The sequence below is a fragment of the Aeromonas sp. QDB62 genome (assembly GCF_027705695.1).
Classification (GTDB): Bacteria; Pseudomonadota; Gammaproteobacteria; order Enterobacterales; family Aeromonadaceae; genus Aeromonas; species Aeromonas allosaccharophila.
Genome location: NZ_JAPDCD010000045.1, coordinates 20,323 through 42,071 on the forward strand (window position 1 = coordinate 20,323; position 21,749 = coordinate 42,071).

A 21,749-nucleotide genomic window follows, 5' to 3' on the forward strand; every position below is an offset into this window, starting at 1 on the left:
ACTATGGAACCACGCGCAGAAATAAGACGTCGTACCCGGCTGTCGCCGGAAGCTCGTCGCTCCCAATTGATGGAATGTGCCATCGAGGTGTTCTCCCGTCGCGGCATTGGCCGTGCCGGTCACGCCGAGATTGCCGAACAGGCCAAGGTCTCTGTGGCTACCGTCTTCAACTATTTCAACACCCGCGAGGAGTTGGTAGATGAGGTGCTGGCCGAGATCGAACGCTTTGTGAACCAGATGCTGTCGCAGGCATATGGTGACCAGGGCTCAATTTTCGACAAGATCCAGCGTCATGTACGCCTCTCTGTCGATGCCGCCTACGATCAACCGGATTATGCCGGTATCTGGCTGGAGTGGAGTTCATCGGTTCGGGAAGAGGTATGGCCCCGCTATACCCGGCTGCTCGATCAGTGCCTTGAGCTGATCGCCAGCGAGCTGCAAACCGCCATGGATGCAGGGGAGATCACCAGCGTGCTGTCGGCACAGGATCTGGCCCGCTCTTTGACCGGTTTTGGCTATGTGATGATGCAGATGATCAATCAACCCCAGCGCCCGGCGCGCGAAGAGGTGACTGATTTCCTGTTCAAGTACGTGACGGCACCTATTCAGGCTTGCTGATACGGCTTAACGAAAAAAGGCGCCCCTCATCGAGGGGCGCCTTTTTTTATCCGGTTTATCTGGCTAGCTCAGCCGTGGCCATAGCCCCAGCGGTTGGTCAGCTCATGCTCGACACCCAGATGATCGAGGATGCGGGCGACCATAAAGTCCACCAGGTCCTCGATACTTTTCGGTTCATGATAGAAACCGGGGGCGGCAGGCATGATGGTCACCCCGAGCCGCGCCAGTTTCAGCATGTTCTCCAGATGGATCGCCGAGAAGGGGGTTTCGCGGGGCACCAGGATCAGCTGGCCGCGCTCCTTGATCACTACATCCGCCGCCCGCTCCAGCAGATTGTCGGAGGTGCCGTTGGCAATGGCCGAGACGGTGCCCATGGAGCAGGGGCAGACCACCATCTGCTTGGGCGCTGCCGAGCCGGAGGCGACCGGCGAGAACCACTCCTCCTTGCCGCAGGCCACGATCTGCCCCTCCTGGGCGCCATATTGGCGACAGAGATAGGCAGAGAGTTCCTTCGGCGAGCCGGGCCAATCCTGCTGCTGCTCGGTCTTGAGTACTACCCGTGCCGCCGAGGAGGCGAGCAGGTAGACCCGATAGTCCGCCTGCACCAGACACTGGAGCAGGCGCAGGGCGTAGGGGGCGCCGGAGGCACCGGTCAGCGCCAGGGTGATCGCTTTGTTCATAGCTCGCCGTGGTAATCCTTGAGGCGGGCGATCAGCTTGTCATGAATGCCGCCGAAGCCGCCGTTGCTCATGATCAGAATATGGTCGCCATCGCGGCTCTCGGCCACCAGCCGGTTGATCAGGGTCTCCAGATCGTTGAACACCTTGGCGGGTCGGGTCATATGGGCCGTCACCTCGCCGAGATCCCAGCCGATGTTGGGCGGCTGGAAGAAGAACACCTCGTCGGCGCCATCGAAGCAGCCAGCCAACTCCTCCTTGTGAACCCCCAGCTTCATGGTGTTGGAGCGTGGCTCCAGCACCGCCAGAATGCGGGCCTCACCCACCTTGGCGCGCAGGCCGCCGAGGGTGGTCTCGATGGCGGTGGGGTGGTGGGCAAAGTCGTCATAGACGCTGATGCCGGCCACTTCCCCTTTCAGCTCCATCCGCCGCTTGGGGGATTTGAACTGGCAGAGCGCCGCGATGCCGTGCTCCACCATGACGCCAGCATGGCGGGCGGCCGCGATGGCCATCAGGCCGTTGTTGACGTTGTGTTCGCCGATGCACTCCCAGTGCACCTCACCCTGTTTTTCGCCATCCAGCCAAACTTCGAAGGCGGAGCCGTCATCGGCCAGTTTGACCGCCTTCCACTTGGCGTCGTCCTGACCGACCAGCTCCACTTCGCTCCAGCAGCCCATCTTGCGCACGGCGGTGAGGTTGTCATCGGCTTGCGGGAACAGCACCCGGCCATTGCTCGGTACGGTGCGCATCAGGTGGTGGAACTGGCGCTGGATGGCGGCAAGATCCGGGAAGATATCCGCGTGGTCGAACTCCAGGTTGTTCATCACCAAGGTGCGCGGGTGGTAGTGGACGAACTTGGAGCGCTTGTCGAAGAAGGCGCAGTCATACTCGTCCGCTTCGATGACGAAGAAGGGGGCGGAGCCCAAGCGGGCCGAGACCGGGAAGTTGCCCGGCACGCCGCCGATCAGGAAACCGGGCTCCAGCTTGGCGTACTCCAGCACCCATGCCAGCATGCTGGCGGTGGTGGTCTTGCCGTGGGTGCCGGCAACGGCCAGTACCCAGCGATCTTGCAGCACGTGCTCCAGCAGCCACTGGGGGCCGGAGATATAGGGCAGATTGCGATCCAGCACATATTCAACACAGGGGTTGCCGCGGCTCATGGCGTTGCCGATCACCACCAGATCCGGCGCCGGATCAAGCTGAGAAGGATCATAGCCTTCGGTCAGTTCGATGCCCTGTTGCTCGAGCTGGGTGCTCATGGGGGGATAGACATTGGCGTCCGAGCCGGTCACCCGGTAACCAAGCTGTTTTGCCAACACCGCCAGACCACCCATAAAGGTGCCGCAGATCCCGAGAATGTGAATATGCATACCGCTTCCTTTCGCAGTAAAGGGAAGTGCGCATTCTAGGGGGTGTTGCGGTGGTGGCACAAGCCGCACTCATGGTGAGAGACCCACAGATGCGGCACCGGAGGCAGAAATCTTGTCGCCGTCGGGGTGTGCGAGACTGGAATGGGTTGCTGGGCTTTCTTTGAGGCTTGATTTTGTGTCGCACTTTCTTACAATTCTTCGGTTTTGTGACGCACTCTACAGTTTTACCATATCGCACTTTTCCAACGGAGAGTCTCCATGGGCAAGTTCCTGCTTTGCTATCTGGTCGGTGGTCTGCTGGCCATCAGTTGGGCTGCGCTGCCCGCTCATGGTCCCTGGGATCAGTGGGACCTTGCGATTTTTCATACCGTTAACGGCTGGCTCGGGCAGTCGCCGTTGTGGGCCGATCTGGTGGCCATCACCAATAACCGGCTGTTCGATCTGGCGGTACTCGCCTGCATGGGGCTGATCCTGGCCCGCTGTTTCTTCGCCCGGGATCTGGCGGGGCGTCGCCAGCTGGTGGCGATGGGCATTGTGATGCTGCTGAGTGCGCTGGCGATCAATCAGCTTGGTCATCAACTGCCGGTGGAGCGCCCCAGCCCGACTCTGATGGTGGCCGATGCGCTGCGGGTGACCCAGATCAGCGGCATTCCGACCAAGGACTCTTCCGGCGATAGCTTCCCGGGGGATCACGCTCTGTTCCTGATGATCTTCGCCGGTTTTGCCCTGCGCTATCTGCCGCGCTGGGCCGGTGTCAGTGCATTGCTGATGGTGCCGATCTTTTCCGCGCCGCGCATTCTGGCGGGCGCCCACTGGTTTACCGACGTCTATGTCGGCGCACTGGGGCTGGCGACCCTCTGCCTGCCCTGGTTACTGCTGACCCCGATGGCGGATCGGCTGATCGCGCGAATCGTTCCCTATCTCGCACCATTGCCGTTGCTGCGCAGCCAGACCCACTGATTGAGCGTCGCAAAATAAAACGCCCCGACATCTTGATGTCGGGGCGTTTTATTATCAGCCCGCTAGAGTATCAGCCTTGATAGCCGTTCGGGTTGTTGCTTTGCCAGCGCCAGGTATCGACCATCATCTGCTCCAGACCTCGCTCTGCCTGCCAGCCCAGCTCGGCACGGGCCAGCGTCGGCTCGGCCCAGCACTCGGCGATGTCGCCCGGGCGACGGGGTTTGATCTGGTAGGGAATGGGGCGGCCGCTGGCGGCCTCGAACGCCTTGACCATCTCCAGTACCGAGTAACCCTGACCGGTGCCCAGATTGTAGGTGAAGACGCCGGTATCGCTCTTGATGCGCGCCAGTGCTTTCAGGTGGCCGATGGCCAGATCCACTACATGGATGTAATCGCGCACGCCGGTGCCGTCTGGCGTCGGGTAGTCATTACCAAATACCCCCAGCTCCTTGAGCTTGCCGACACCCACCTGGCTGATATAAGGCAGCAGGTTGTTGGGGATGCCGTTGGGATCTTCACCAATCAGGCCGCTTTCGTGAGCGCCGACCGGGTTGAAGTAGCGCAGCAGCACGATGGCCCAGCGGGGATCGGACTTTGACAAGTCGCGCAGGATCTCTTCCACCATCAGCTTGGAGCGACCATAGGGGTTGGTGGCACTGGTGGGGAAATCTTCCCGTAGCGGTACCGAAGCGGGATCGCCATAGACGGTGGCAGAAGAGCTGAACACCAGCCGGAAGACGCCCGCCTTGGCCATCTCTTCGCACAGTACCAGAGTGCCGCTGATGTTGTTCTGGTAGTAGGTGAGCGGGATCTGGCTCGACTCTCCGACTGCCTTGAGGCCCGCGAAGTGGATCACCGATTCGATCTGGTGGTTGGCAAACAGCTGCTGCAGGCAGGCTCTGTCCAGCACATCCCCTTCGACGAAGGTGACCGGCTGGCCGGTGATCTGCTCGACCCGCTTGAGTGACTCCGGTGAGGAGTTGGAGAGGTTGTCGAGTACCACGACCTGCTGCCCCGTGCCGAGCAGCTCAACCAGGGTGTGGGAGCCGATATAGCCGGCGCCCCCTGTGACCAGTATTGTCATTTTTTATCCCGTGTTCTGGTGAAACTGGGGGCAGAGTCTACCCGTCCTGCCTGCTCTGGAAAAGCTTGGGATGCCAATGAACCCCTTTGTGTATCTCAATAATCGAGACTGATATCCCCTTTCACGGTGCAGGAGCAGGCCAGGGCCACGCCGCTCTCCAGATCCTGCGCACTCAGCGTCATCACGCTCTGGCGCTCGATGTCTCCCTCTGTAGTACAGCGGCAGGCGCCGCAGACACCGGCGCGACAAGCTGCCATCATGGTTTCACCCGCCATTTCTAGCGCCGCCAGCAGGGTCTGGCCCGGCAGGATCTTCACCTTTTTGCCGCTCTTTTTCAGGGTCAGCCAGAAGTGGTCGCTGGTGGTCGTGGCGGGCTCTGCGGGGGGAAGACCAAAGGACTCCTGATGCAACTGCTCCGGTGGCAATCCCAGCTCCGCCAGCATGGTGCTGACCGCCGCCATATAGGGGGTTGGGCCGCAGAGATAGACATGGCGCTCGTGCAGGTCAGGGGCCAGTTCGGCCAGCATGGTGGGGGTGAGTCGGCCAATCCAGGGGTGGTCAGCCGGAGCTTGCTCCAGCACGAATGCATGACGTAGCCCGATATGTGCCTCAGCCAGCACAGTCAGCTCCTCGGCAAAGATCACATCTGCTGGCGAGCGGGCGCTATGGATAAAGCGGATATCGGCGTCCGGCCGTTTGGCAAACTCGTCCCGCAGCATGGCCCACATGGGGGTGATGCCGGAACCAGCACTGAGCAGCAGCGGCCGCTGGCAAGGGAGGTTGGTCAGGTTGAACTCGCCGAACGGGCCATCGGCCCGGATCTTGTCGCCCACTTGCAGGGTCTGGTGAAGATGGCGGGAGACCCGCCCCACATCCTTGATGGTGACCTGCCAGCATGAATCCTGCGGGCTGGAGGAGAGGGTATAGGCGCGGCACTCCGGCTGGCCGTCGATCTCGGTATGCAGGGTGATGCACTGGCCAGCCAGTACGGGAGGGAGGCTGCCAGCAAGCGGCGCCAGCTGCCAGCTCACTACGTCGTGGGTGTTCTGTTGGCGGCCAATGCAGGTGAGCGTGAGAGAGGTCATCACAAGGCTCCTTAGGTTTGAAACGGGTTGAAAAACGTCTGATGGAAAAGCCGGATCCAGAAAAAAGGCGAGCCGGGCGGCTCGCCAAACGCTTACAACATACTGAGCGTGTAAGGCGGATATGGAACCGCTCAGGCCGCCAGGATCTCGGCCAAGTCAGCCTCGGCCGTGGTGGTCCCTTTCAGGCCAAACTGCTCCTCCAGCACCTTGAGCAGGGCCGGGGTGAGGAAGGCGGGGGCGGTCGGCCCGGTACGAATGTCTTTCACCCCAAGGGAGAGCAGGGTGAGCAGAATGACGATGGCTTTCTGCTCGAACCAGGAAAGCACCAGCGTCAGCGGCAGATCGTTGACCCCGCACTCGAACGCTTCGGAGAGCGCCAGCGCCAGCTGAATGGCGGAGTAGGCATCGTTGCACTGGCCCACGTCCAGCAGGCGCGGAATACCGCCGATGTCGCCAAAGTCGAGCTTGTTTAACTTGTACTTGCCGCAGCCCAGCGTGAGCAGCAGGCTGTCGCGCGGTGCCGCCTTGGCAAACTCGGTGAAATAGGCTCGCTCGGCCTTGTCGCCGTCACAGCCACCCACCAGGAAGAAGTGGCTGATCTCCCCGGCTTTTACCTTCTCAATCACCGCGGGTGCGGCCTGCATCAGGGCGTTGCGGGCAAAGCCGATGGTGATGAAGTGCTCGAGCTCGGTGTGTTTGAAGCCATCGAGTGCCAGAGCCTTGGCGATCACGGCGGAGAAATCATCCCCTTCCAGATGAGTGACGCCCGGCCAGCCGACGATGGAGCGGGTGAAGATGCGGTCGCTGTAGTTGCCCACGTTCGGGTCGATGATGCAGTTGGAGGTCATCACCACGGCGCCCGGGAAGTTGGCAAACTCCTTCTGCTGGTTCTGCCAGGCGGAGCCGTAGTTGCCCACCAGATGGGGGTACTGTTTGAAGAAGGGGTAGGCCAGTGCGGGCAGCATCTCGCCGTGGGTGTAGACATGAATGCCGGTCCCCCTGGTCTGCTCCAGAATGAGCTTGAGATCCATCATGTCGTGGCCGGAGACCAGAATGCACTTGCCGGGGATTGGCGTGACCCTGACCCGGGTGGGCTCCGGGTGGCCGAAGGCGCTGGTTTCACCCAGATCCAGCATCTCCATGATTTTGAAGTTGAGCTGACCGATCTCCATGGCACAGTTGAACAGCCGACCCATTTCGCTCGGGTCTGTGCTGAGCCAGCTCATGATGCGGTGGAATTCGGCGGCCACCTCGTCACTCTGCTGATCCAGCACCCGGGCGTGCTCCATGTAGGCGGCGGCACCCTTGAGGCCGTAGAGGCAGAGCAGACGAAGCCCCATGATGTCTTCATTCACCTCGTTCTTGCCCCGATTGGGGGCGGCTGGCGCGGCATGGGCAAGTTGTTCCAGCAGCTCGGCACCGGGTTCGAAGTAAGCGGAGTGTGGCAAGTCGTTGACCTGCACCGCCATGGCGGCCAGACGATCGGCCAGCTGCTGGCGATAGGCGAGGGCCTGATTGACATAGGCCACGATGCGATTCGAGTCGAAGTTGACGTTGGTGAGGGTGGCGAAGAAGGCCTTGGGCACGAAGGCATCGATCTCGCGATCTATGATGCCCTGCTCGCGGGCGGCCAGCGCCCAGGCGCTGAGTCCCTGCAGGGTATAGATCAACACATCTTGCAGATCCGAGGTTTCCGCCGTCTTGCCGCACATACCTTGTGCGTAGGCACAGCCGTTGCCTGCCGGGGTACGAATTGTCTGTTCACATTGCACACAAAACATCATGCCTCTCCTAATTGGACATTTCAGTTGTTTGTTTTGTGGCGATTCTATTCCCCTCGTGAAAAACTTAATAGACATTCAATTTGCCAATTAAGGTTCCCTTGATGCAGATCAAAAATAAAAAAAAGCCGCCCAAACAGGGCGGCAAGCGGGTGGATAAAAGGAGAGACAACTCAGGTTTGCAACAGAACATAACAATCAAGCGGGGTGGGCCGGGGTCTGGTCAGGTGCCCCCAGCCCGCTACTTACTCAAGCAAGCATACGTATGCTGTAGCTGGCTTGGTTCACTATCAGGCCAGATAAGCGCGCAGCATCCAGACCAGTTTTTCCTGCTGTTGCACATAGTCGGAGAGGATGGAGGCGGTGCCTTCATCACCGGCTTCGGCGGCCTGACCCAGAATGCGGCGCTGGGCAACCAGCAGTTCGCGGAAGCTCTCCAGCAGGGATTCGACACAGGCGCGGCCATCATGCAGCCCTTTCTGCTCGGGGATGGCAGAGACTTTCAGGTAGTCGCTGAAGCTGTGCATCGGCACCCCATCCAGCGTCAGGATCCGCTCGGCCAGCGCATCGACTTTCAGCAGCAGGTCGTTGTAAATCTCTTCAAATTTCAGGTGCAGTTCGAAGAACTGGTTGCCACGGATATTCCAGTGGAAGCCGCGTACGTTCATGTAGAGGATCTGGTAGCTGGCCAGCAATTTGTTCAACTCGGCTGCCAGGGCTTGTGATTGAGCAGTATCAAGACCAATCGGGCTTTTCATCATTCACCTCCAGATTTGGAAATCAGTTTTAAATTCTCTTTTGGAACGCAGTCAGAATAACGCCTTGCAAAATGCAGGGACAATTGCTTGTGCCTAACTGTTTGATAGCTAACGGCTATCAAACAGTACGCAGCAGCGGGGACAATGGATGAGGATTAGGGGAAGTATTTTTCGAGCAGCGCCATCAGGATGGCCTGACACTCGCGGTCCGCTTCGCTATCGACCTTGCTGGCGCGAAAGTGGAGCTGAAAGGCGCGCATGACGGCGCGGCTCTGCTCATCCCACTGGCCGGTCTGGGGTAGGCCGTAGCCATAGCGGGCCAGCTGTTGTTGCCACATTGCCGCATCCCAGTCGGGCAAGGGGCTGGCCAGTAGCGCTGCTACCCGCTCTTCATCGGGCCAGGCGCCGACCCCGTACGTCAGATAGAGCTGGCGCCAGGGGAAGTGGGGGCCGGGATCCTGCTTGCGCTCGGGGGCGACATCGCTGTGGCCCAGCACCTGGGTCGGTGGAATGCGGTAGCGGGCGACCAGCTCCCGACTGAGGGCGCCGACGGCGGCAATCTGCTGCGGGGTATAGGGTTGCCAGCGGCGGGCATCGGGGGCCAACGACTCATCTTCCGCTGGATAGCCGAGGTTGACGATCTCGATGCCAAGGGAGCTGGCATTGAGCCCGGCATATTGGTGCCAGCGGCTGCGCCCTGCATGCCAGGCGCGCGCACTGTCCGGCACCAGCTGATAGACCGGCAGCGGGGTCTCGTGGCTGTCGCGGGGGATCAGGTAGTGGGCGCTCACCTTGTGCTCCGGCTCGGTCAGCAGGCGCAGGGAGTTGGCATCATCTTCGTCGGTGTAGTGGAGGATCAGAAAGGCGATCCGCTCGTTCTGGTTGGCGCTCTGATAGCGGGTCGAGAGCTGGTATTCGGACGGGGTGCAGGCGCCCAGTAGCAGAACTAGTGGCAGAAAGAAGAGGGGAAGAAGACAGCGCCAGCGCCATCCCCCTGCGACAGCCAGTCTGCTGAGCGTGGGGGGAGTGAGTCGCTGGCACATGTCGAAGGCCCTGCCCGGTCAGTCGCGCTGCTGGTTAGCTGCGGTACTTGGCAGTGAGGCCAATCAGGAAGTTGCGCAGGATCTGATCCCCGCAATCCTGATAGTGCTTGTGATCCTTGGAGCGGAACAGGGCACTGAGCTCGGACTTGGAGAGGTTGAAGTCGGCGAGCTTGAGCGTGCCGAGCATATCCTCTTCCTTGTAGTTGAGGCCGATGCGCAGCTTGCGCAGGATCATGTTGTTGTTGATCCGGTTCGGGATCACCTGGGCCGGGGCATCTTCCCGCACACCACGGCGCGCGATGATGAAGCCATCGAGGAACTGGCTCAGGGCCGAGTCGGGACAGGCGACATAGCCTGCCTCTTGCTCTTCACCTTCCGCCGCCTCTTTCATCAACCAGCTGTGCAGCTGGGCGTGAGTGACCGTCAGGTTGCCCTTGGCAAACATCTCGACCATCTCGTCGTTGCTGATGGTGAGGGCGTAGCGCAGACGGCGCAGAATATCGTTGTTGGTCATGCTGACTCCTGTGTAAACGGCGCAACTTTACCATCTGGCGGCCCTCGCGTCAGAAAAAGCGGGGGCCGGTACAGTTCGGGTCAAGCCAATCAAGCCTTACCGAGATAGCGGGGCGCCTCCTGGCGCACCAGTTCCAGCGCATCTTGCAGCTCCAGCAGCTCGGGTTCCAGCTCGCTGACCGGTACGCCGTCGCGCAGCTGTTGCTCCAGCTGGGAGAGCAGCCGTTGCAGCCCCGGCACCCCGGAATAGGCACAGCCACCGTTGAGGCGGTGGAGCTGGGCCAGCACCTCGCTATCTTCAATTTCGCCAGCCAGTGCGCTATCCAGCACCGGCTCGACTTCGTCGAAACTGGCCAGCAGCATGGTCAGCATCTCTTTGGCGAGATCCTCTTTGCCCGCTGCCTGACGCACCGCCAGCGCCCAGTCTATCTGCTGGGCACCGTCATTCTGGTGGCGGCGATAGGCAAAGTCGGTGATGAGCTGGGCCAGCATGGTCTCGTCGATGGGCTTGGCCAGATAGTCGTCCATCCCCTGGCGGATCAGGCGCTCACGCTCGCCGGGGATGGCGTGGGCGGTCACCGCCACGATCGGGGTGGTGGTGTTGAGTGACTGGTTGCGGATCGCCTGGGTGGCGCTGATGCCATCCATGATCGGCATCTGGATATCCATGAAGATGATGTCGAATGGCTGGCTCTGGGCCTGCTTGACCGCCTCCTTACCGTTTTTGCACACCACCACCTGACTCACCATCTCCTTGAGCATGGCGGCGATCAGCTTGAGGTTGGCTGCATTGTCATCCACCGCCAGCACCTTGATCGGCTGCAACTGACGCGGCGCGGGTTGGGCGGGCAGCTTCTGGCGGCTCGCCTCGGGCGAGAGCAGGGCGTGCAGCAGCTTGCGGTGGTTGACCGGTTTGGAGAGGCAGTGCTGGGCGCCGTGGGCCAGCATCGCCTCGTAGAGCGCTGGCTCGTGGCTGCTGAGCAGCACTATGGTGTTCTGCTGCTGGCCGCTCAGGCTGTCGAGGCGGCCAATCACCTGCTGTGGCGTATGCAGGGTGCTGCTGCCGATGATCACCATCTCTTGCTCGCTCATTTCGGGCCAGGGGTCATCGCTGGTCAGTGGCTGCACGTCGAGCTGCCACTCCGCCAGCAGGGCGAGCAGGGAGGCTTGGGCGAAGGGATCCGGCTCCAGCAGCCAGAGCCGTTTGCCACGGATCCGATCCAGCGGCAGTTGATCGCTCTGGGGCAGGGGCGAGACCTCCACATCGAGGCTGAACGAGAAGATCGAGCCCTTGTCCAGCTCTGACTCGAAGCGGATCTGGCCGCCCATCTGCTGCACCAGCTTCTGGGTAATGACCAGGCCAAGACCGGTGCCGCCATAACGGCGGGAGATGGAGGAGTCGGCCTGATTGAAGGCCTGGAACAGTTGGCGCTGCTGCTCTTGCGAGATGCCGATACCGGTATCACGGATCCGGATGTTGAGTCTCACCTTGTGGTTGCCGCTGCCTATCTGCTCGATATGGACATCGACGTTGCCCTGCTCGGTGAACTTGATGGCGTTGCCGGCGAGGTTGGTCAGCACCTGCTGCAGCCGCATGGGGTCGCCGGTGAGGGAGTCCGGCACGTCGGCATCTACCCGTAGCGAGAGCTCCAGTTGCTTGTCGTGGGCGCTGGGGCCGAGCAGGTGCATGGTCTCGTTGAGGGTGTCGCGCAGGCTGAAAGGGATATGCTCCAACTGCAGCTTGCCCGCTTCCAGCTTCGAGAAGTCGAGGATGTCGTTGATGATGCCAAGCAGGTTGCGCGCCGACTTCTCGATGGTCTGCATGTAGTCGGTCTGGCTCGGGGTCAGGCTGGTTTTCAGCAACTGGCGGGTAAAACCGATGACCCCGTTGAGCGGCGTGCGCAGCTCGTGGGACATGTTGGCGAGAAACTCCGATTTGACCCGCGCCGCCTCTTGCGCCCGTTTCTTGGCCATGTCGAGCTCGACGTTCTGGATCTCGATCTGCTCCAGGGTTTCGCGCAAATCCGAGGTGGCCTGATCGATATTCTGCTGCATCTCTTCGTGATATTCGGAGAGCGCCTTGGCCATGGCGTTGATGCCGTTTTTAAGCATATCCAGCTCGCCGGTCAGCTCGCCGCTGACCCGGGTATCGAGCCGCCCCTCCCTGATCTTGTGCACCGCCTGCACCATGTTGGTGATGGGCTGGGTCACGCTCTTGACCAGACGGAAACCAAACAGGGTACTGAAGGCGACCCCGATGAGCACCATGATCACCGCAAAGAAGGTGTCGCGGTACTGCAGCAGCATGGCCCGATCGGTCGCCATCTGCATCGAGATGTAGCCGATCATCGGCGGCTCTACATCGCTGGGTAGCGGGAAGCCATCGAGGCTGGTTTCGGCCTGGATCGGGGTGCGCAAAATGATGTCGTCCCCCTGAAACGTCACGCTGGTCAGATCCGGAATCGGCTCGCCATCGGGCAGTCTGAGCCGGGTGAAATCCCGGTGATAGTTCGAGGTAACGAACAGCTGGTTGTCCTGGGTGAAGACCGCGATGGACTTGATGAAGGGGGAGTTCTTGCGATGGGTCAGGCCAATCAGCCGCTTGAGGGATTCGCGACTGTGTTGGGTCATGCCATATTCACTGGCGATCGCCAGTGGTTCGATGATGTTGATCCCCTGATCAATGAGGTTGTTTTCCAGCTGCTGGTAGCGGTGGAAGGTGAAGTAACCGGCCATCAGGCCACCGATGATCAGGGTCGGCAGGATGGTGAAGGCGAGAACGCGTGCTCTCAGGCCATATTTGGTCATACGAACAGGCCACCAGTGAACAGGGTTGGCGATAGGGTTGATGGCAATGCACGGGCTCTCAGGCCGTATTTGGTCATACTATTATTCTTGTGGGACAATACCCGGCAGCAGATTCCACAATCATGACATAGCCACCTATAGGCACCAAGTTTTATGGCCCAGTTTTTCAAGCCCCAAAAGAAGTCCACCCAGCTCCAACGCATTGAATTTACGATAGACACCCTCGATCACCACTGCGTCGGTATCGGTCGCCATCAGGGCAAGGCGATCTTCGTCGAAGGGGCTCTGCCCGGCGAGACCGTCAAGGCGCGCATCACCGAAGAGAAAAAACAGTATGGTCACGCTGCCTTGCAACAGGTGGTGACCCCGGCGGCCAACCGCATCGCCCCCTTTTGCAGCCACTATCGCGAGTGCGGCGGTTGCAGTGCCCAGCACATGTCGGTTGCCGATCAGCAAGCGGCCAAGGCGGCCGGGCTGGTCAGCCTGTTCGAGCGGTTGGGCAACATCAAGGCACCAGCGCTGGAGCCGGTACTGACCGGTGAAGATCGCGCCTACCGCCGGGTCTGTCGTCTGGCCATCAAATTTGACAAGAACGGTCGCTGCACCCGGGTCGGTTTCCGCCGCCGCAACAGCAACGATCTGGTGGAGATTGACGGTTGCCCGGTGCTGGCCGAGCCGCTCTCTGCGTTGATCCCTGCACTGCGTGACTGCCTCAATCGCCTCAAGAGCCAGCGTGAGCTGGGCCATGCCGAGCTTATCCAGGCCGAGCAGGGGATCATGATGCTGCTGCGTCACACCGGCCGCCCCAATGAGGCGGATCGCGCCCTGCTGGTGGAGTTTGCCAAAGCGCAGGGGATCGACCTCTATCTGCAGGCTGCTGATGAACGCATCGAAGCGCTGCAGCAACAATTTTCCCCATCCTACTCGCTGGATGGCCTGTCTCTTGCATTTGCTCCCGGTGATTTCATTCAGGTCAACGGCCCCATCAACCAGAGCATGGTGGAGCAGGCGCTGACATGGCTCGGGGCGAGCAAGGATGACAAGGTGCTCGATCTCTTCTGCGGTATCGGCAACTTCACCCTGCCGCTGGCCCGTCAGGCTCGCGAAGTGGTGGGGGTCGAAGGTGAACTGGCCATGGTGCAGCGGGCCGAAGAGAACGCCCGTCGCAACGGCATCACCAATGCCCGTTTCTACAAGGCCGATCTGAGCGATGACATCGTCGGCATGTCCTGGGCGCGGGAAGGGTTTGATCTGGTGCTGCTGGATCCGGCTCGCCCCGGCGCGCTGGAAGTGATGGGGCACGTCGTGAAACTTTCACCCAAGCGGGTGGTCTACGTCTCCTGTAACCCGGTCACCCTGGCGCGTGACAGCCAGGTGCTGGTGAAAGGGGGTTACCGTCTGGTACGCCTCGGCATGCTCGACATGTTCCCTCACACCGGCCATCTGGAGTCCATGGCACTGTTTGAACGGATCTAGGCTGTGGGGTATCCAGATGTTCCGTAGCAGCGGTCATCTGGAGTCCATGGCGCTGTTTGAACGGATCTAGGCTGTGGGGTATCCAGATGTTCCATAGCAGCGGTCATCTGGAGTCCATGGCGCTGTTTGAACGGATCTAGGCTGTGGGGTATCCAGATGTTCCGTAGCAGCGGTCATCTGGAGTCCATGGCACTGTTTGAACGGGAGTAAATGACTCATCAGTTTGGCGATGCCTGATTGGTCATCCGGCTGTTTGATCAGATGTGATTGGGGTAATCTAGACCCTTGTCGTTCGGCAGGGCCTGTTGGCGCGCTCTATTGTCTTTCTGGACAATATGCCTTGAAAAGTGCGCTGGATATCCCCATTTGAGGCAATCTCATGAGAGGGAGAAAGTGACAGCTTTCGGCCCGATAATTTAAAGGATTGATACCATGGTTGCGGTTCGCGATATTCATTTGAAAGACAACTTCACCCTGGAGGAGTGGGTCGGCTCGCTCTCCTTGAGTGACAGTGACAAGGATCAGCTGCGAACCGTTTACCAGTACTGTCTGACGCTCGGTGACGAGGCGCTGACCAGCAAGTTGCTGGTGCGCGGCATTGAAATGGTGGGCATCCTGCAGATGCTCAGCATGGATATCGGTACCCTCAAAGCGGCCATCATCTACCCCTTCGTCGAAGCCGGTCTCATCAGCCAGGAGCGGATGGACGAAGACTTCGGCTCCAAGATCGCCAAGCTGGTGGAAGGGGTGCTGGAGATGGAAGCCATCCGCTCCCTGCAGACCCTCCATCGCAGTGAAACCTCGCCTGAGCAGGTAGACAACGTGCGCCGCATGCTGCTCGCCATGGTCGAGGATGTGCGTGCCGTGGTGATCAAGTTGGCGGAGCGAATTGCCTGCCTGCGTGAGGCAAAGACGGCAGATGAAGAGACCCGGGTGCTGATGGCCCAGGAGATCACCAACATCTATGCGCCGCTCGCCAACCGTCTCGGCATCGGCCAGCTCAAGTGGGAGCTGGAAGATCTCGCCTTCCGCTACCTGCACCCGGATACCTACAAGCAGATCGCCAAACAGCTCGATGAGAAGCGGCTCGACCGCGAGCGCTACATCCGCGAGTTCGTGCAATCCCTGCGTAATGGCCTGAAAGAGGCCGGGGTGGAAGCGGAGGTTTATGGCCGTCCGAAACACATCTACAGCATCTGGCGCAAGATGCAGAAGAAGCACCTCGAATTCAACGAGCTGTTCGATGTGCGCGCGGTGCGGGTAGTGACCAAGCGGCTGCAGGATTGCTATGCGGCGCTCGGTATCGTTCATACCCAATTCCACCACATTCCCCGCGAGTTTGACGACTATGTCGCCAACCCCAAACCCAACGGCTATCAGTCGATTCACACCGTAGTGGTGGGGCCCGAAGGCAAAACCGTCGAGATCCAGATCCGTACCGACCAGATGCATCAGGATGCCGAACTCGGCGTCGCTGCCCACTGGCGTTACAAGGAAGGCGCGCAGGCTGGCGGCAAGGCCAATACCTTCGAAGACAAGATCGAGTGGCTGCGCAAGCTGCTCGCCTGGCAGGAGGATCTCTCCGAGAGCGGCTCCCTGCTCGAGGATCTGCGCAGTCAGGTGTTCGAAGACAGAGTCTACGTCTTCACCCCGAAAGGGGATGTGATCGACCTGCCGGCGGGCGCCACCCCGCTCGACTTTGCCTATCACGTCCACAGCATGATCGGCCACCGCTGCATCGGCGCCAAGATTGACGGCCGCATCGTGCCGTTTACCTACGCGCTGCAGACCGGCGATCAGGTTGAGGTGATCACCCAGAAAGAGCCGAACCCGAGCCGCGACTGGATGAACCCCAACTCCGGCTTCCTGCGCTCCAGCCGGGCGCGGGCCAAGGTGGCAACCTGGTTCAGAAAGCTGGATCGGGACAAGAATATCGTGGCCGGTCGCGAGCTGTTCGAGAAGGAGCTGGATCGCCACAACCTCAGCATGTCCAAGATCGACAAGGGCAACATGCTGCGGCGCTTCAATCTGGAGAGCACCGACGATCTGCTGGCCGGTATCGGCAGCGGCGATATCCGCATCAATCAGGTGCTCAACTATCTCGACACCTGCTACAACAAGCCGACGGCGGAAGAGGAAGATCGTCGCCTACTGGAGAAACTGGAGCAGAAGGCCAACGCGCCAATGCGCCACAAGCCCAAAGACCACATAGTAGTGGAAGGGGTCGGCAATCTGATGACCCATATCGCCCGCTGTTGCCAGCCGATCCCGGGGGACTCCATTCAGGGCTTCATCACCATGGGGCGCGGCGTCTCCATCCACCGGGAAGATTGCGAGCAGCTCAAGGAGCTCTCCCGTCGCAACCCGGAGCGGCTGATCGATGCGGTGTGGGGGGAAAACTACTCCGGTGGCTACGGCCTCACCATCCGGATCATCTCCAACGATCGCTCCGGCCTGCTGCGTGATATCACCACAGTGCTGGCCAACGAGAAGATCAATGTGATGGGGGTGCGCTCGCGCTCCAATGTGCGCGAGCAGACCGCCGAGATCGACATGGAGCTGGAGATTTACAACATCAACGCCTTCAACCGGGCGTTGGCCAAGCTCAGTCAGCTTAACGACGTGATCAGCGCCAAGCGGCTGTAATTATCGAACCGACCGGCCCCAGTGGCCGGTCTGCATTTCCGACCCTTTTTGAACGAATCAACAAGCGAATATCCCATGTCCCAACGTTACGACCTCTCCCAATTGCTCGACATGAGATTGTTCGGCTGTGCGGCGTGATGTCGCTTTATCCCCATTTAACGAATCGAAAGTGAGTAGCTCATGTCTCAACGTTACGACCTGCCCCAACTGCTCGACATCATGGCTCGTCTGCGCGATCCGCAAAACGGCTGTCCCTGGGATCTGAAACAGGACTTCCAGAGCATAGTGCCGCACACCCTGGAAGAGGCCTATGAGGTGGCCGATGCCATCGAGACCGAGGATTGGCAGGGGCTGAAAGGGGAGTTGGGGGATTTGCTGTTTCAGGTGGTGTTCTACGCCCAGTTGGGTAAAGAGCGGGGACTGTTCGATTTCGCCGATATCGTCGACACGGTGAGCGAAAAGCTCATTCGCCGCCATCCCCATGTGTTTTCCGATGCAGATCTTTCCAACGAGCAGGCGGTAAAAGCGAACTGGGAGGCGGAAAAAGCCAAGGAGCGAGCGGCCCTCGATCAAGAGAGCGTGCTGGATGACATCCCGCAGGCGCTGCCGGCGCTGACCCGCGCTGCCAAAATTCAGAAACGCTGTGCCACCGTCGGTTTTGACTGGAAGACGCTGGGGCCGGTGGTGGACAAGATCCACGAAGAGATCGACGAGGTGATGGAAGAGGCGCTGATGGCGGATGTGGACGAGGCGCGGGTGAGCGATGAGCTCGGCGATCTGCTGTTTGCCACCGTCAATCTGGTGCGTCATCTGGGCAAGGATCCGGAGCAGGTGCTGCGGGGCGCCAACGCCAAGTTCGAACGTCGTTTTCGTCAGGTTGAGCAGTTTATCGCCGCAGAAGGCTTGAAAATGACCGATTGCACCCTCGAAAAGCTCGATGCAGCCTGGGATCGCGCCAAGGAAACCGAGCAAAGTTGATTTGGCGCAAGATGGGGGGGCGGTGAGCCTGATAGATTTTTGCTCATTGTTTGGGAGAGGGGTTTTTGGTATACTGTTTCCCCGTCCTGCTTCATCCCCGAAGCACCCCTTAAAATTCCCTAAACTTCTTTCAGGTTCAGCATGACGACCAAATATATTTTTGTTACTGGTGGCGTTGTTTCATCCCTCGGCAAAGGCATTGCCGCAGCTTCTCTGGCAGCCATTTTGGAAGCCCGTGGTCTGGATGTGACCATCATGAAACTGGACCCGTACATCAACGTGGATCCGGGCACCATGAGCCCGACCCAGCATGGTGAAGTGTTCGTAACCGAGGACGGGGCCGAAACCGATCTGGATTTGGGCCACTACGAGCGTTTCATCCGCACCAAGATGACCCGTCGCAACAACTTTACCACCGGCCGTATCTACGCCGACGTACTGCGTAAAGAGCGTCGTGGTGACTATCTGGGCGCCACCATTCAGGTTATCCCGCACATCACCAACGCCATCAAAGAGCGGGTGATTGCCGGTGCCGAAGGCCATCAGGTTGCCATCGTCGAAGTGGGCGGTACCGTAGGTGACATCGAGTCCCTGCCGTTCCTCGAAGCCATTCGTCAGCTGGCTGCCGAAGTGGGCCGCAACAACGCCATGTTCATGCACCTGACGCTGGTTCCTTACCTGGCTGCTGCCGGTGAAGTGAAGACCAAGCCGACCCAGCACTCCGTCAAAGAGCTGCTCTCCATCGGTATCCAGCCGGATGTGCTGATCTGCCGCTCCGACCGTGCCATTCCGGCCAACGAGCGTGCCAAGATCGCCCTGTTCTGCAACGTGCCCGAGCGCGCCGTCATCTCCATGAAAGACGTCGACTCCATCTACAAGATCCCGGCACTGCTGAAATCCCAGAATCTGGACTCCTACTTCACCGAGCGTTTCGGTCTGGAGTGCAAAGAAGCCGACCTGTCCGAGTGGGAACAGGTTGTCTTCGAAGAGGCCAACCCGACTGCAGAAGTGACTATCGGTATGGTCGGCAAGTACGTATCCCTGCCGGATGCCTACAAGTCCGTCAACGAAGCACTCAAGCACGGTGGTCTGAAGACTCGTCTCTCCGTCAACATCAAGTACATCGACTCCCAGGACATCGAGACCCGTGGCTCCGAGCTGCTGGAAGGTCTGGATGCGATCCTGGTACCGGGTGGCTTCGGTGAGCGTGGCGTGGAAGGCAAAATCCTGGCTGCCCAGTATGCCCGCGAGAACAAGATCCCTTACCTGGGTATCTGCCTCGGCATGCAGGTTGCCATGATCGAATTCGCTCGCAACGTGGCGGGCATGGCTGGGGCTCACTCCTCCGAATTCAAGAAAGATTGCGCGTATCCGGTCGTCGGCCTCATCACCGAGTGGGTGGATGAAGAAGGCAACGTCGAGACCCGTACCGAGAAGTCTGATCTGGGCGGTACCATGCGTCTGGGTTCCCAGCTCTGCCACCTGGTCGAAGATTCCAAGGTGCGTCAGATGTACGGCAGCCCGACCATTTACGAGCGTCACCGTCACCGTTACGAAGTAAACAACAAGCTGCTGCCGCAGATTGAAGCGGCAGGTCTGAAAGTGACCGGTCTCTCCGCCGACAAGAAGTTGGTGGAAATCATCGAGATCCCGGATCACCCCTGGTTCGTGGCCGCGCAGTTCCACCCGGAGTTCACCTCAACTCCCCGTGATGGCCACGCTCTGTTTGCCGGTTTTGTGAAGGCGGCAGGCGAGTATCAGAAGCGTAATTTGAAGTAATTTAAAATAAATGCGGTTGGGGCCTGTGCCACAGCCGCTTTTTTTGGCATATTTTTGTTGTTTTTTTACGAAACCTGAGGAAATACACATGTCCAAGATCGTTAAAGTGATCGGTCGTGAAATCATCGACTCCCGTGGTAACCCGACCGTTGAGGCCGAAGTTCACCTGGAAGGTGGTTTTGTTGGTATGGCAGCCGCTCCGTCTGGCGCGTCTACCGGTTCCCGCGAAGCGCTGGAACTGCGTGACGGCGACAAGAGCCGTTTCCTGGGTAAAGGCGTGCTGAAAGCCCTCGAAGCCGTAAACGGCCCGATCGCTCAAGCTCTGCTGGGTAAAGATGCCAAGGACCAGGCCACTGTTGACCAGATCATGATCGACCTCGACGGTACCGAGAACAAATCCAAGTTCGGCGCCAACGCCATTCTGGCTGTTTCCCTGGCTAACGCCAAAGCTGCTGCTGCTGCCAAAGGCATGCCGCTGTACGCCCACATCGCCGAGCTGAATGGCACTGCTGGTGTTTACTCCATGCCGCTGCCGATGATGAACATCATCAACGGTGGTGAGCACGCCGACAACAACGTCGACATCCAGGAGTTCATGATCCAGCCGGTTGGCGCCAAGACCCTGAAAGAAGCTGTCCGCATGGGCGCTGAAGTGTTCCACAACCTGGCCAAAGTGCTGAAGTCCAAGGGCTACAACACTGCAGTCGGTGACGAAGGTGGTTTCGCTCCTAACCTGAAATCCAACGCCGAAGCACTGGAAGTTATCGCTGAAGCCGTTGCTGCTGCCGGTTACAAGCTGGGCACCGACATCACTCTGGCGATGGACTGTGCTGCTTCCGAGTTCTACGACGCAGAGAAGAAAGAGTACAACCTGAAAGGCGAAGGTCGTATCTTCACCTCCAACGAGTTCTCTGACTACCTGGCTGACCTGACCACCAAGTTCCCGATCGTCTCCATCGAAGATGGCCTGGACGAATCTGACTGGGACGGTTTTGCTTACCAGACTGCTGAACTGGGCAAGAAAATCCAGATCGTGGGTGACGACCTGTTCGTAACCAACACCAAGATCCTGAAGCGTGGTATCGACAACGGCGTTGCCAACTCCATCCTGATCAAGTTCAACCAGATCGGTTCCCTGACCGAAACTCTGGCTGCCATCAAGATGGCCAAAGACGCTGGCTACACTGCCGTCATCTCCCACCGCTCCGGTGAGACCGAAGACGCGACCATCGCCGACCTGGCTGTTGGTACCGCTGCTGGCCAGATCAAGACCGGTTCCATGAGCCGTTCTGACCGTGTTGCCAAGTACAACCAGCTGATCCGTATCGAAGAAGCTCTGGGTGCCAAAGCTCCTTTCCGCGGTCTGAAAGAAGTTAAAAACCAGGCTTAATTTGCTGGTTTGCCAGCCTCGGCTGGAATGAAAAAAACCGGAACCCTTGGGTTCCGGTTTTTTTATGCCTGAGCCTTGCCACAACAGCCTGAGAGGCGAGTGCGTAGTGCCTCTGGTCTCGGGTCAGACAAAGGGGAGCGTGCGCTGATAGCGCCCTGCATGCGCCTTGAAGCCCAGCTTTTCAAACAGGGTGATAGAGCGGACGTTATCTGCATCGATATCTGCGGTGAGGCGGGTGACTCCCAGCGTGCTGGCGTGGGCGAACAGCAATCCGAGCGCTTCCGACATAAACCCTCTGCGCCAGTAGGCCGCATTGAGCAGGCAACCCACTTCGCAGCAGCGGCCCGCCTCGCTGAAACTGTGCAGGCCGCAGGTGCCGATCACCTTGTTGCTTTCCCGCTCGACAATCGCCCACTCCAGCGACTCCCCCGTTTGCTCCAGCCGCACTACGCTCGCCATCATCTGCGCCACCATGGCGGGAGAGGTAAAGCAGGGATCGGAGGCAAACTCCATGGTCAGTGGACTGCCATAAATCTCGAACAGATCGGCAGAATCCTGCGGGCCAATGGTGCGTAGCACAATCCGAGTGCCGGTAAAATCAGGCTTCATAAACCTCCTTTGGATGTGTTACGCCAGCAGAGATGTATGGTGGATGTCCGGCTTTCCTTTAAAGTACTCGTCCCAGCAATTTTTCTTTAAGACGTAATCATGTACAGGATCTTTAGCGGCAACCAATTGAAATAGATATAAAAAAGGCTTCGTTTGTGATCTGATTTTATCGCC

Annotated in this window: 17 protein-coding genes; 7 read left to right on the plus strand and 10 right to left on the minus strand. The window is 59.4% G+C overall.

Annotated elements, in window-relative coordinates:
* Positions 1 to 3: 3 nt before the first annotated feature.
* Complete coding sequence (locus OKC27_RS18900) at positions 4 to 618, plus strand: TetR/AcrR family transcriptional regulator (protein WP_042656644.1); 615 nt, start codon at positions 4 to 6, stop codon at positions 616 to 618.
* Positions 619 to 686: 68 nt separating this feature from the next.
* Here the strand turns inward: OKC27_RS18900 and OKC27_RS18905 are convergent, their stop codons facing one another.
* Entirely contained in the window at positions 687 to 1,298 is a 612-nt protein-coding gene (locus tag OKC27_RS18905) for a flavin prenyltransferase UbiX (RefSeq protein ID WP_270806604.1), read from the minus strand.
* Positions 1,295 to 2,665, minus strand: coding sequence for a UDP-N-acetylmuramate:L-alanyl-gamma-D-glutamyl-meso-diaminopimelate ligase (gene mpl, locus OKC27_RS18910; RefSeq protein ID WP_042030470.1), 1,371 nt, complete (start codon positions 2,663 to 2,665; stop codon positions 1,295 to 1,297). Before mpl ends, OKC27_RS18905 begins: the two co-directional genes overlap by 4 nt.
* A gap of 258 nt (positions 2,666 to 2,923) precedes the next feature.
* On the opposite strand from mpl, the gene OKC27_RS18915 reads away from it, so the two are divergent.
* Positions 2,924 to 3,625 carry a phosphatase PAP2 family protein gene (locus tag OKC27_RS18915; RefSeq protein WP_270806605.1) on the plus strand — a complete coding sequence of 234 codons (702 nt, stop codon included), beginning with the start codon at positions 2,924 to 2,926 and terminating at the stop codon, positions 3,623 to 3,625.
* A 70-nt stretch (positions 3,626 to 3,695) separates the two neighbouring features.
* On the opposite strand, the gene galE is transcribed toward OKC27_RS18915, so the two are convergent.
* From galE to barA, 7 genes are all read right to left on the minus strand, one after another.
* Positions 3,696 to 4,709, minus strand: a complete 1,014-nt coding sequence (gene galE, locus OKC27_RS18920; RefSeq protein ID WP_270806606.1) for a UDP-glucose 4-epimerase GalE — start codon at positions 4,707 to 4,709, stop codon at positions 3,696 to 3,698.
* A 95-nt stretch (positions 4,710 to 4,804) separates the two neighbouring features.
* Positions 4,805 to 5,794, minus strand: a complete 990-nt coding sequence (locus OKC27_RS18925) for a hybrid-cluster NAD(P)-dependent oxidoreductase (protein ID WP_270806607.1) — start codon at positions 5,792 to 5,794, stop codon at positions 4,805 to 4,807.
* A gap of 131 nt (positions 5,795 to 5,925) precedes the next feature.
* Positions 5,926 to 7,575, minus strand: a complete 1,650-nt coding sequence (gene hcp, locus OKC27_RS18930) for a hydroxylamine reductase (RefSeq protein ID WP_270806608.1) — start codon at positions 7,573 to 7,575, stop codon at positions 5,926 to 5,928.
* Positions 7,576 to 7,865: 290 nt separating this feature from the next.
* Positions 7,866 to 8,333 (minus strand): Dps family protein, encoded by a 468-nt coding sequence (locus OKC27_RS18935; protein WP_021229540.1) that lies wholly within the window; start codon positions 8,331 to 8,333, stop codon positions 7,866 to 7,868.
* A 155-nt stretch (positions 8,334 to 8,488) separates the two neighbouring features.
* Positions 8,489 to 9,376: an N-acetylmuramoyl-L-alanine amidase gene (locus OKC27_RS18940; protein WP_270806609.1), complete on the minus strand. Its 888-nt coding sequence runs from the start codon at positions 9,374 to 9,376 to the stop codon at positions 8,489 to 8,491.
* Positions 9,377 to 9,410: 34 nt separating this feature from the next.
* On the minus strand, positions 9,411 to 9,890 hold the full coding sequence (locus tag OKC27_RS18945; RefSeq protein WP_042063090.1) for a DUF1456 family protein: 480 nt from the start codon (positions 9,888 to 9,890) through the stop codon (positions 9,411 to 9,413).
* 89 nt (positions 9,891 to 9,979) lie between these two features.
* Entirely contained in the window at positions 9,980 to 12,697 is a 2,718-nt protein-coding gene (barA, locus tag OKC27_RS18950) for a two-component sensor histidine kinase BarA (RefSeq protein WP_270806610.1), read from the minus strand.
* A 153-nt stretch (positions 12,698 to 12,850) separates the two neighbouring features.
* Between barA and rlmD the strand changes: the two genes are divergently transcribed.
* The 5 genes from rlmD to eno all read left to right on the plus strand — a co-directional run bounded on the left by rlmD (position 12,851) and on the right by eno (position 20,966).
* Positions 12,851 to 14,173, plus strand: coding sequence for a 23S rRNA (uracil(1939)-C(5))-methyltransferase RlmD (rlmD, locus tag OKC27_RS18955; RefSeq protein WP_270806611.1), 1,323 nt, complete (start codon positions 12,851 to 12,853; stop codon positions 14,171 to 14,173).
* Between the two features lie 432 nt (positions 14,174 to 14,605).
* Positions 14,606 to 16,819, plus strand: a complete 2,214-nt coding sequence (gene relA, locus OKC27_RS18960) for a GTP diphosphokinase (RefSeq protein WP_042063087.1) — start codon at positions 14,606 to 14,608, stop codon at positions 16,817 to 16,819.
* A 180-nt stretch (positions 16,820 to 16,999) separates the two neighbouring features.
* Positions 17,000 to 17,797, plus strand: coding sequence for a nucleoside triphosphate pyrophosphohydrolase (gene mazG / locus OKC27_RS18965; protein ID WP_270806612.1), 798 nt, complete (start codon positions 17,000 to 17,002; stop codon positions 17,795 to 17,797).
* A 141-nt stretch (positions 17,798 to 17,938) separates the two neighbouring features.
* Entirely contained in the window at positions 17,939 to 19,576 is a 1,638-nt protein-coding gene (gene pyrG, locus OKC27_RS18970; protein WP_042656787.1) for a glutamine hydrolyzing CTP synthase, read from the plus strand.
* An 88-nt stretch (positions 19,577 to 19,664) separates the two neighbouring features.
* Positions 19,665 to 20,966: a phosphopyruvate hydratase gene (gene eno, locus OKC27_RS18975; RefSeq protein WP_042063085.1), complete on the plus strand. Its 1,302-nt coding sequence runs from the start codon at positions 19,665 to 19,667 to the stop codon at positions 20,964 to 20,966.
* 123 nt (positions 20,967 to 21,089) lie between these two features.
* Here the strand turns inward: eno and OKC27_RS18980 are convergent, their stop codons facing one another.
* The gene (locus OKC27_RS18980) at positions 21,090 to 21,575 is read right to left on the minus strand and encodes a GNAT family N-acetyltransferase (RefSeq protein WP_270806613.1); all 486 of its coding nucleotides are present in this window, start codon (positions 21,573 to 21,575) and stop codon (positions 21,090 to 21,092) included.
* Between the last annotated feature and the right edge of the window lie 174 nt (positions 21,576 to 21,749).

Coding starts and splice junctions, on each gene's coding strand:
- OKC27_RS18900 (WP_042656644.1), top strand. CDS start 4: ATGGAACCACGCGCAGAAATAAGACGTCGTACCCGGCTGTCGCCGGAA.
- OKC27_RS18905 (WP_270806604.1), bottom strand. CDS start 1,298: ATGAACAAAGCGATCACCCTGGCGCTGACCGGTGCCTCCGGCGCCCCC.
- mpl (WP_042030470.1), bottom strand. CDS start 2,665: ATGCATATTCACATTCTCGGGATCTGCGGCACCTTTATGGGTGGTCTG.
- OKC27_RS18915 (WP_270806605.1), top strand. CDS start 2,924: ATGGGCAAGTTCCTGCTTTGCTATCTGGTCGGTGGTCTGCTGGCCATC.
- galE (WP_270806606.1), bottom strand. CDS start 4,709: ATGACAATACTGGTCACAGGGGGCGCCGGCTATATCGGCTCCCACACC.
- OKC27_RS18925 (WP_270806607.1), bottom strand. CDS start 5,794: ATGACCTCTCTCACGCTCACCTGCATTGGCCGCCAACAGAACACCCAC.
- hcp (WP_270806608.1), bottom strand. CDS start 7,575: ATGTTTTGTGTGCAATGTGAACAGACAATTCGTACCCCGGCAGGCAAC.
- OKC27_RS18935 (WP_021229540.1), bottom strand. CDS start 8,333: ATGAAAAGCCCGATTGGTCTTGATACTGCTCAATCACAAGCCCTGGCA.
- OKC27_RS18940 (WP_270806609.1), bottom strand. CDS start 9,376: ATGTGCCAGCGACTCACTCCCCCCACGCTCAGCAGACTGGCTGTCGCA.
- OKC27_RS18945 (WP_042063090.1), bottom strand. CDS start 9,890: ATGACCAACAACGATATTCTGCGCCGTCTGCGCTACGCCCTCACCATC.
- barA (WP_270806610.1), bottom strand. CDS start 12,697: ATGACCAAATATGGCCTGAGAGCACGCGTTCTCGCCTTCACCATCCTG.
- rlmD (WP_270806611.1), top strand. CDS start 12,851: ATGGCCCAGTTTTTCAAGCCCCAAAAGAAGTCCACCCAGCTCCAACGC.
- relA (WP_042063087.1), top strand. CDS start 14,606: ATGGTTGCGGTTCGCGATATTCATTTGAAAGACAACTTCACCCTGGAG.
- mazG (WP_270806612.1), top strand. CDS start 17,000: ATGTCTCAACGTTACGACCTGCCCCAACTGCTCGACATCATGGCTCGT.
- pyrG (WP_042656787.1), top strand. CDS start 17,939: ATGACGACCAAATATATTTTTGTTACTGGTGGCGTTGTTTCATCCCTC.
- eno (WP_042063085.1), top strand. CDS start 19,665: ATGTCCAAGATCGTTAAAGTGATCGGTCGTGAAATCATCGACTCCCGT.
- OKC27_RS18980 (WP_270806613.1), bottom strand. CDS start 21,575: ATGAAGCCTGATTTTACCGGCACTCGGATTGTGCTACGCACCATTGGC.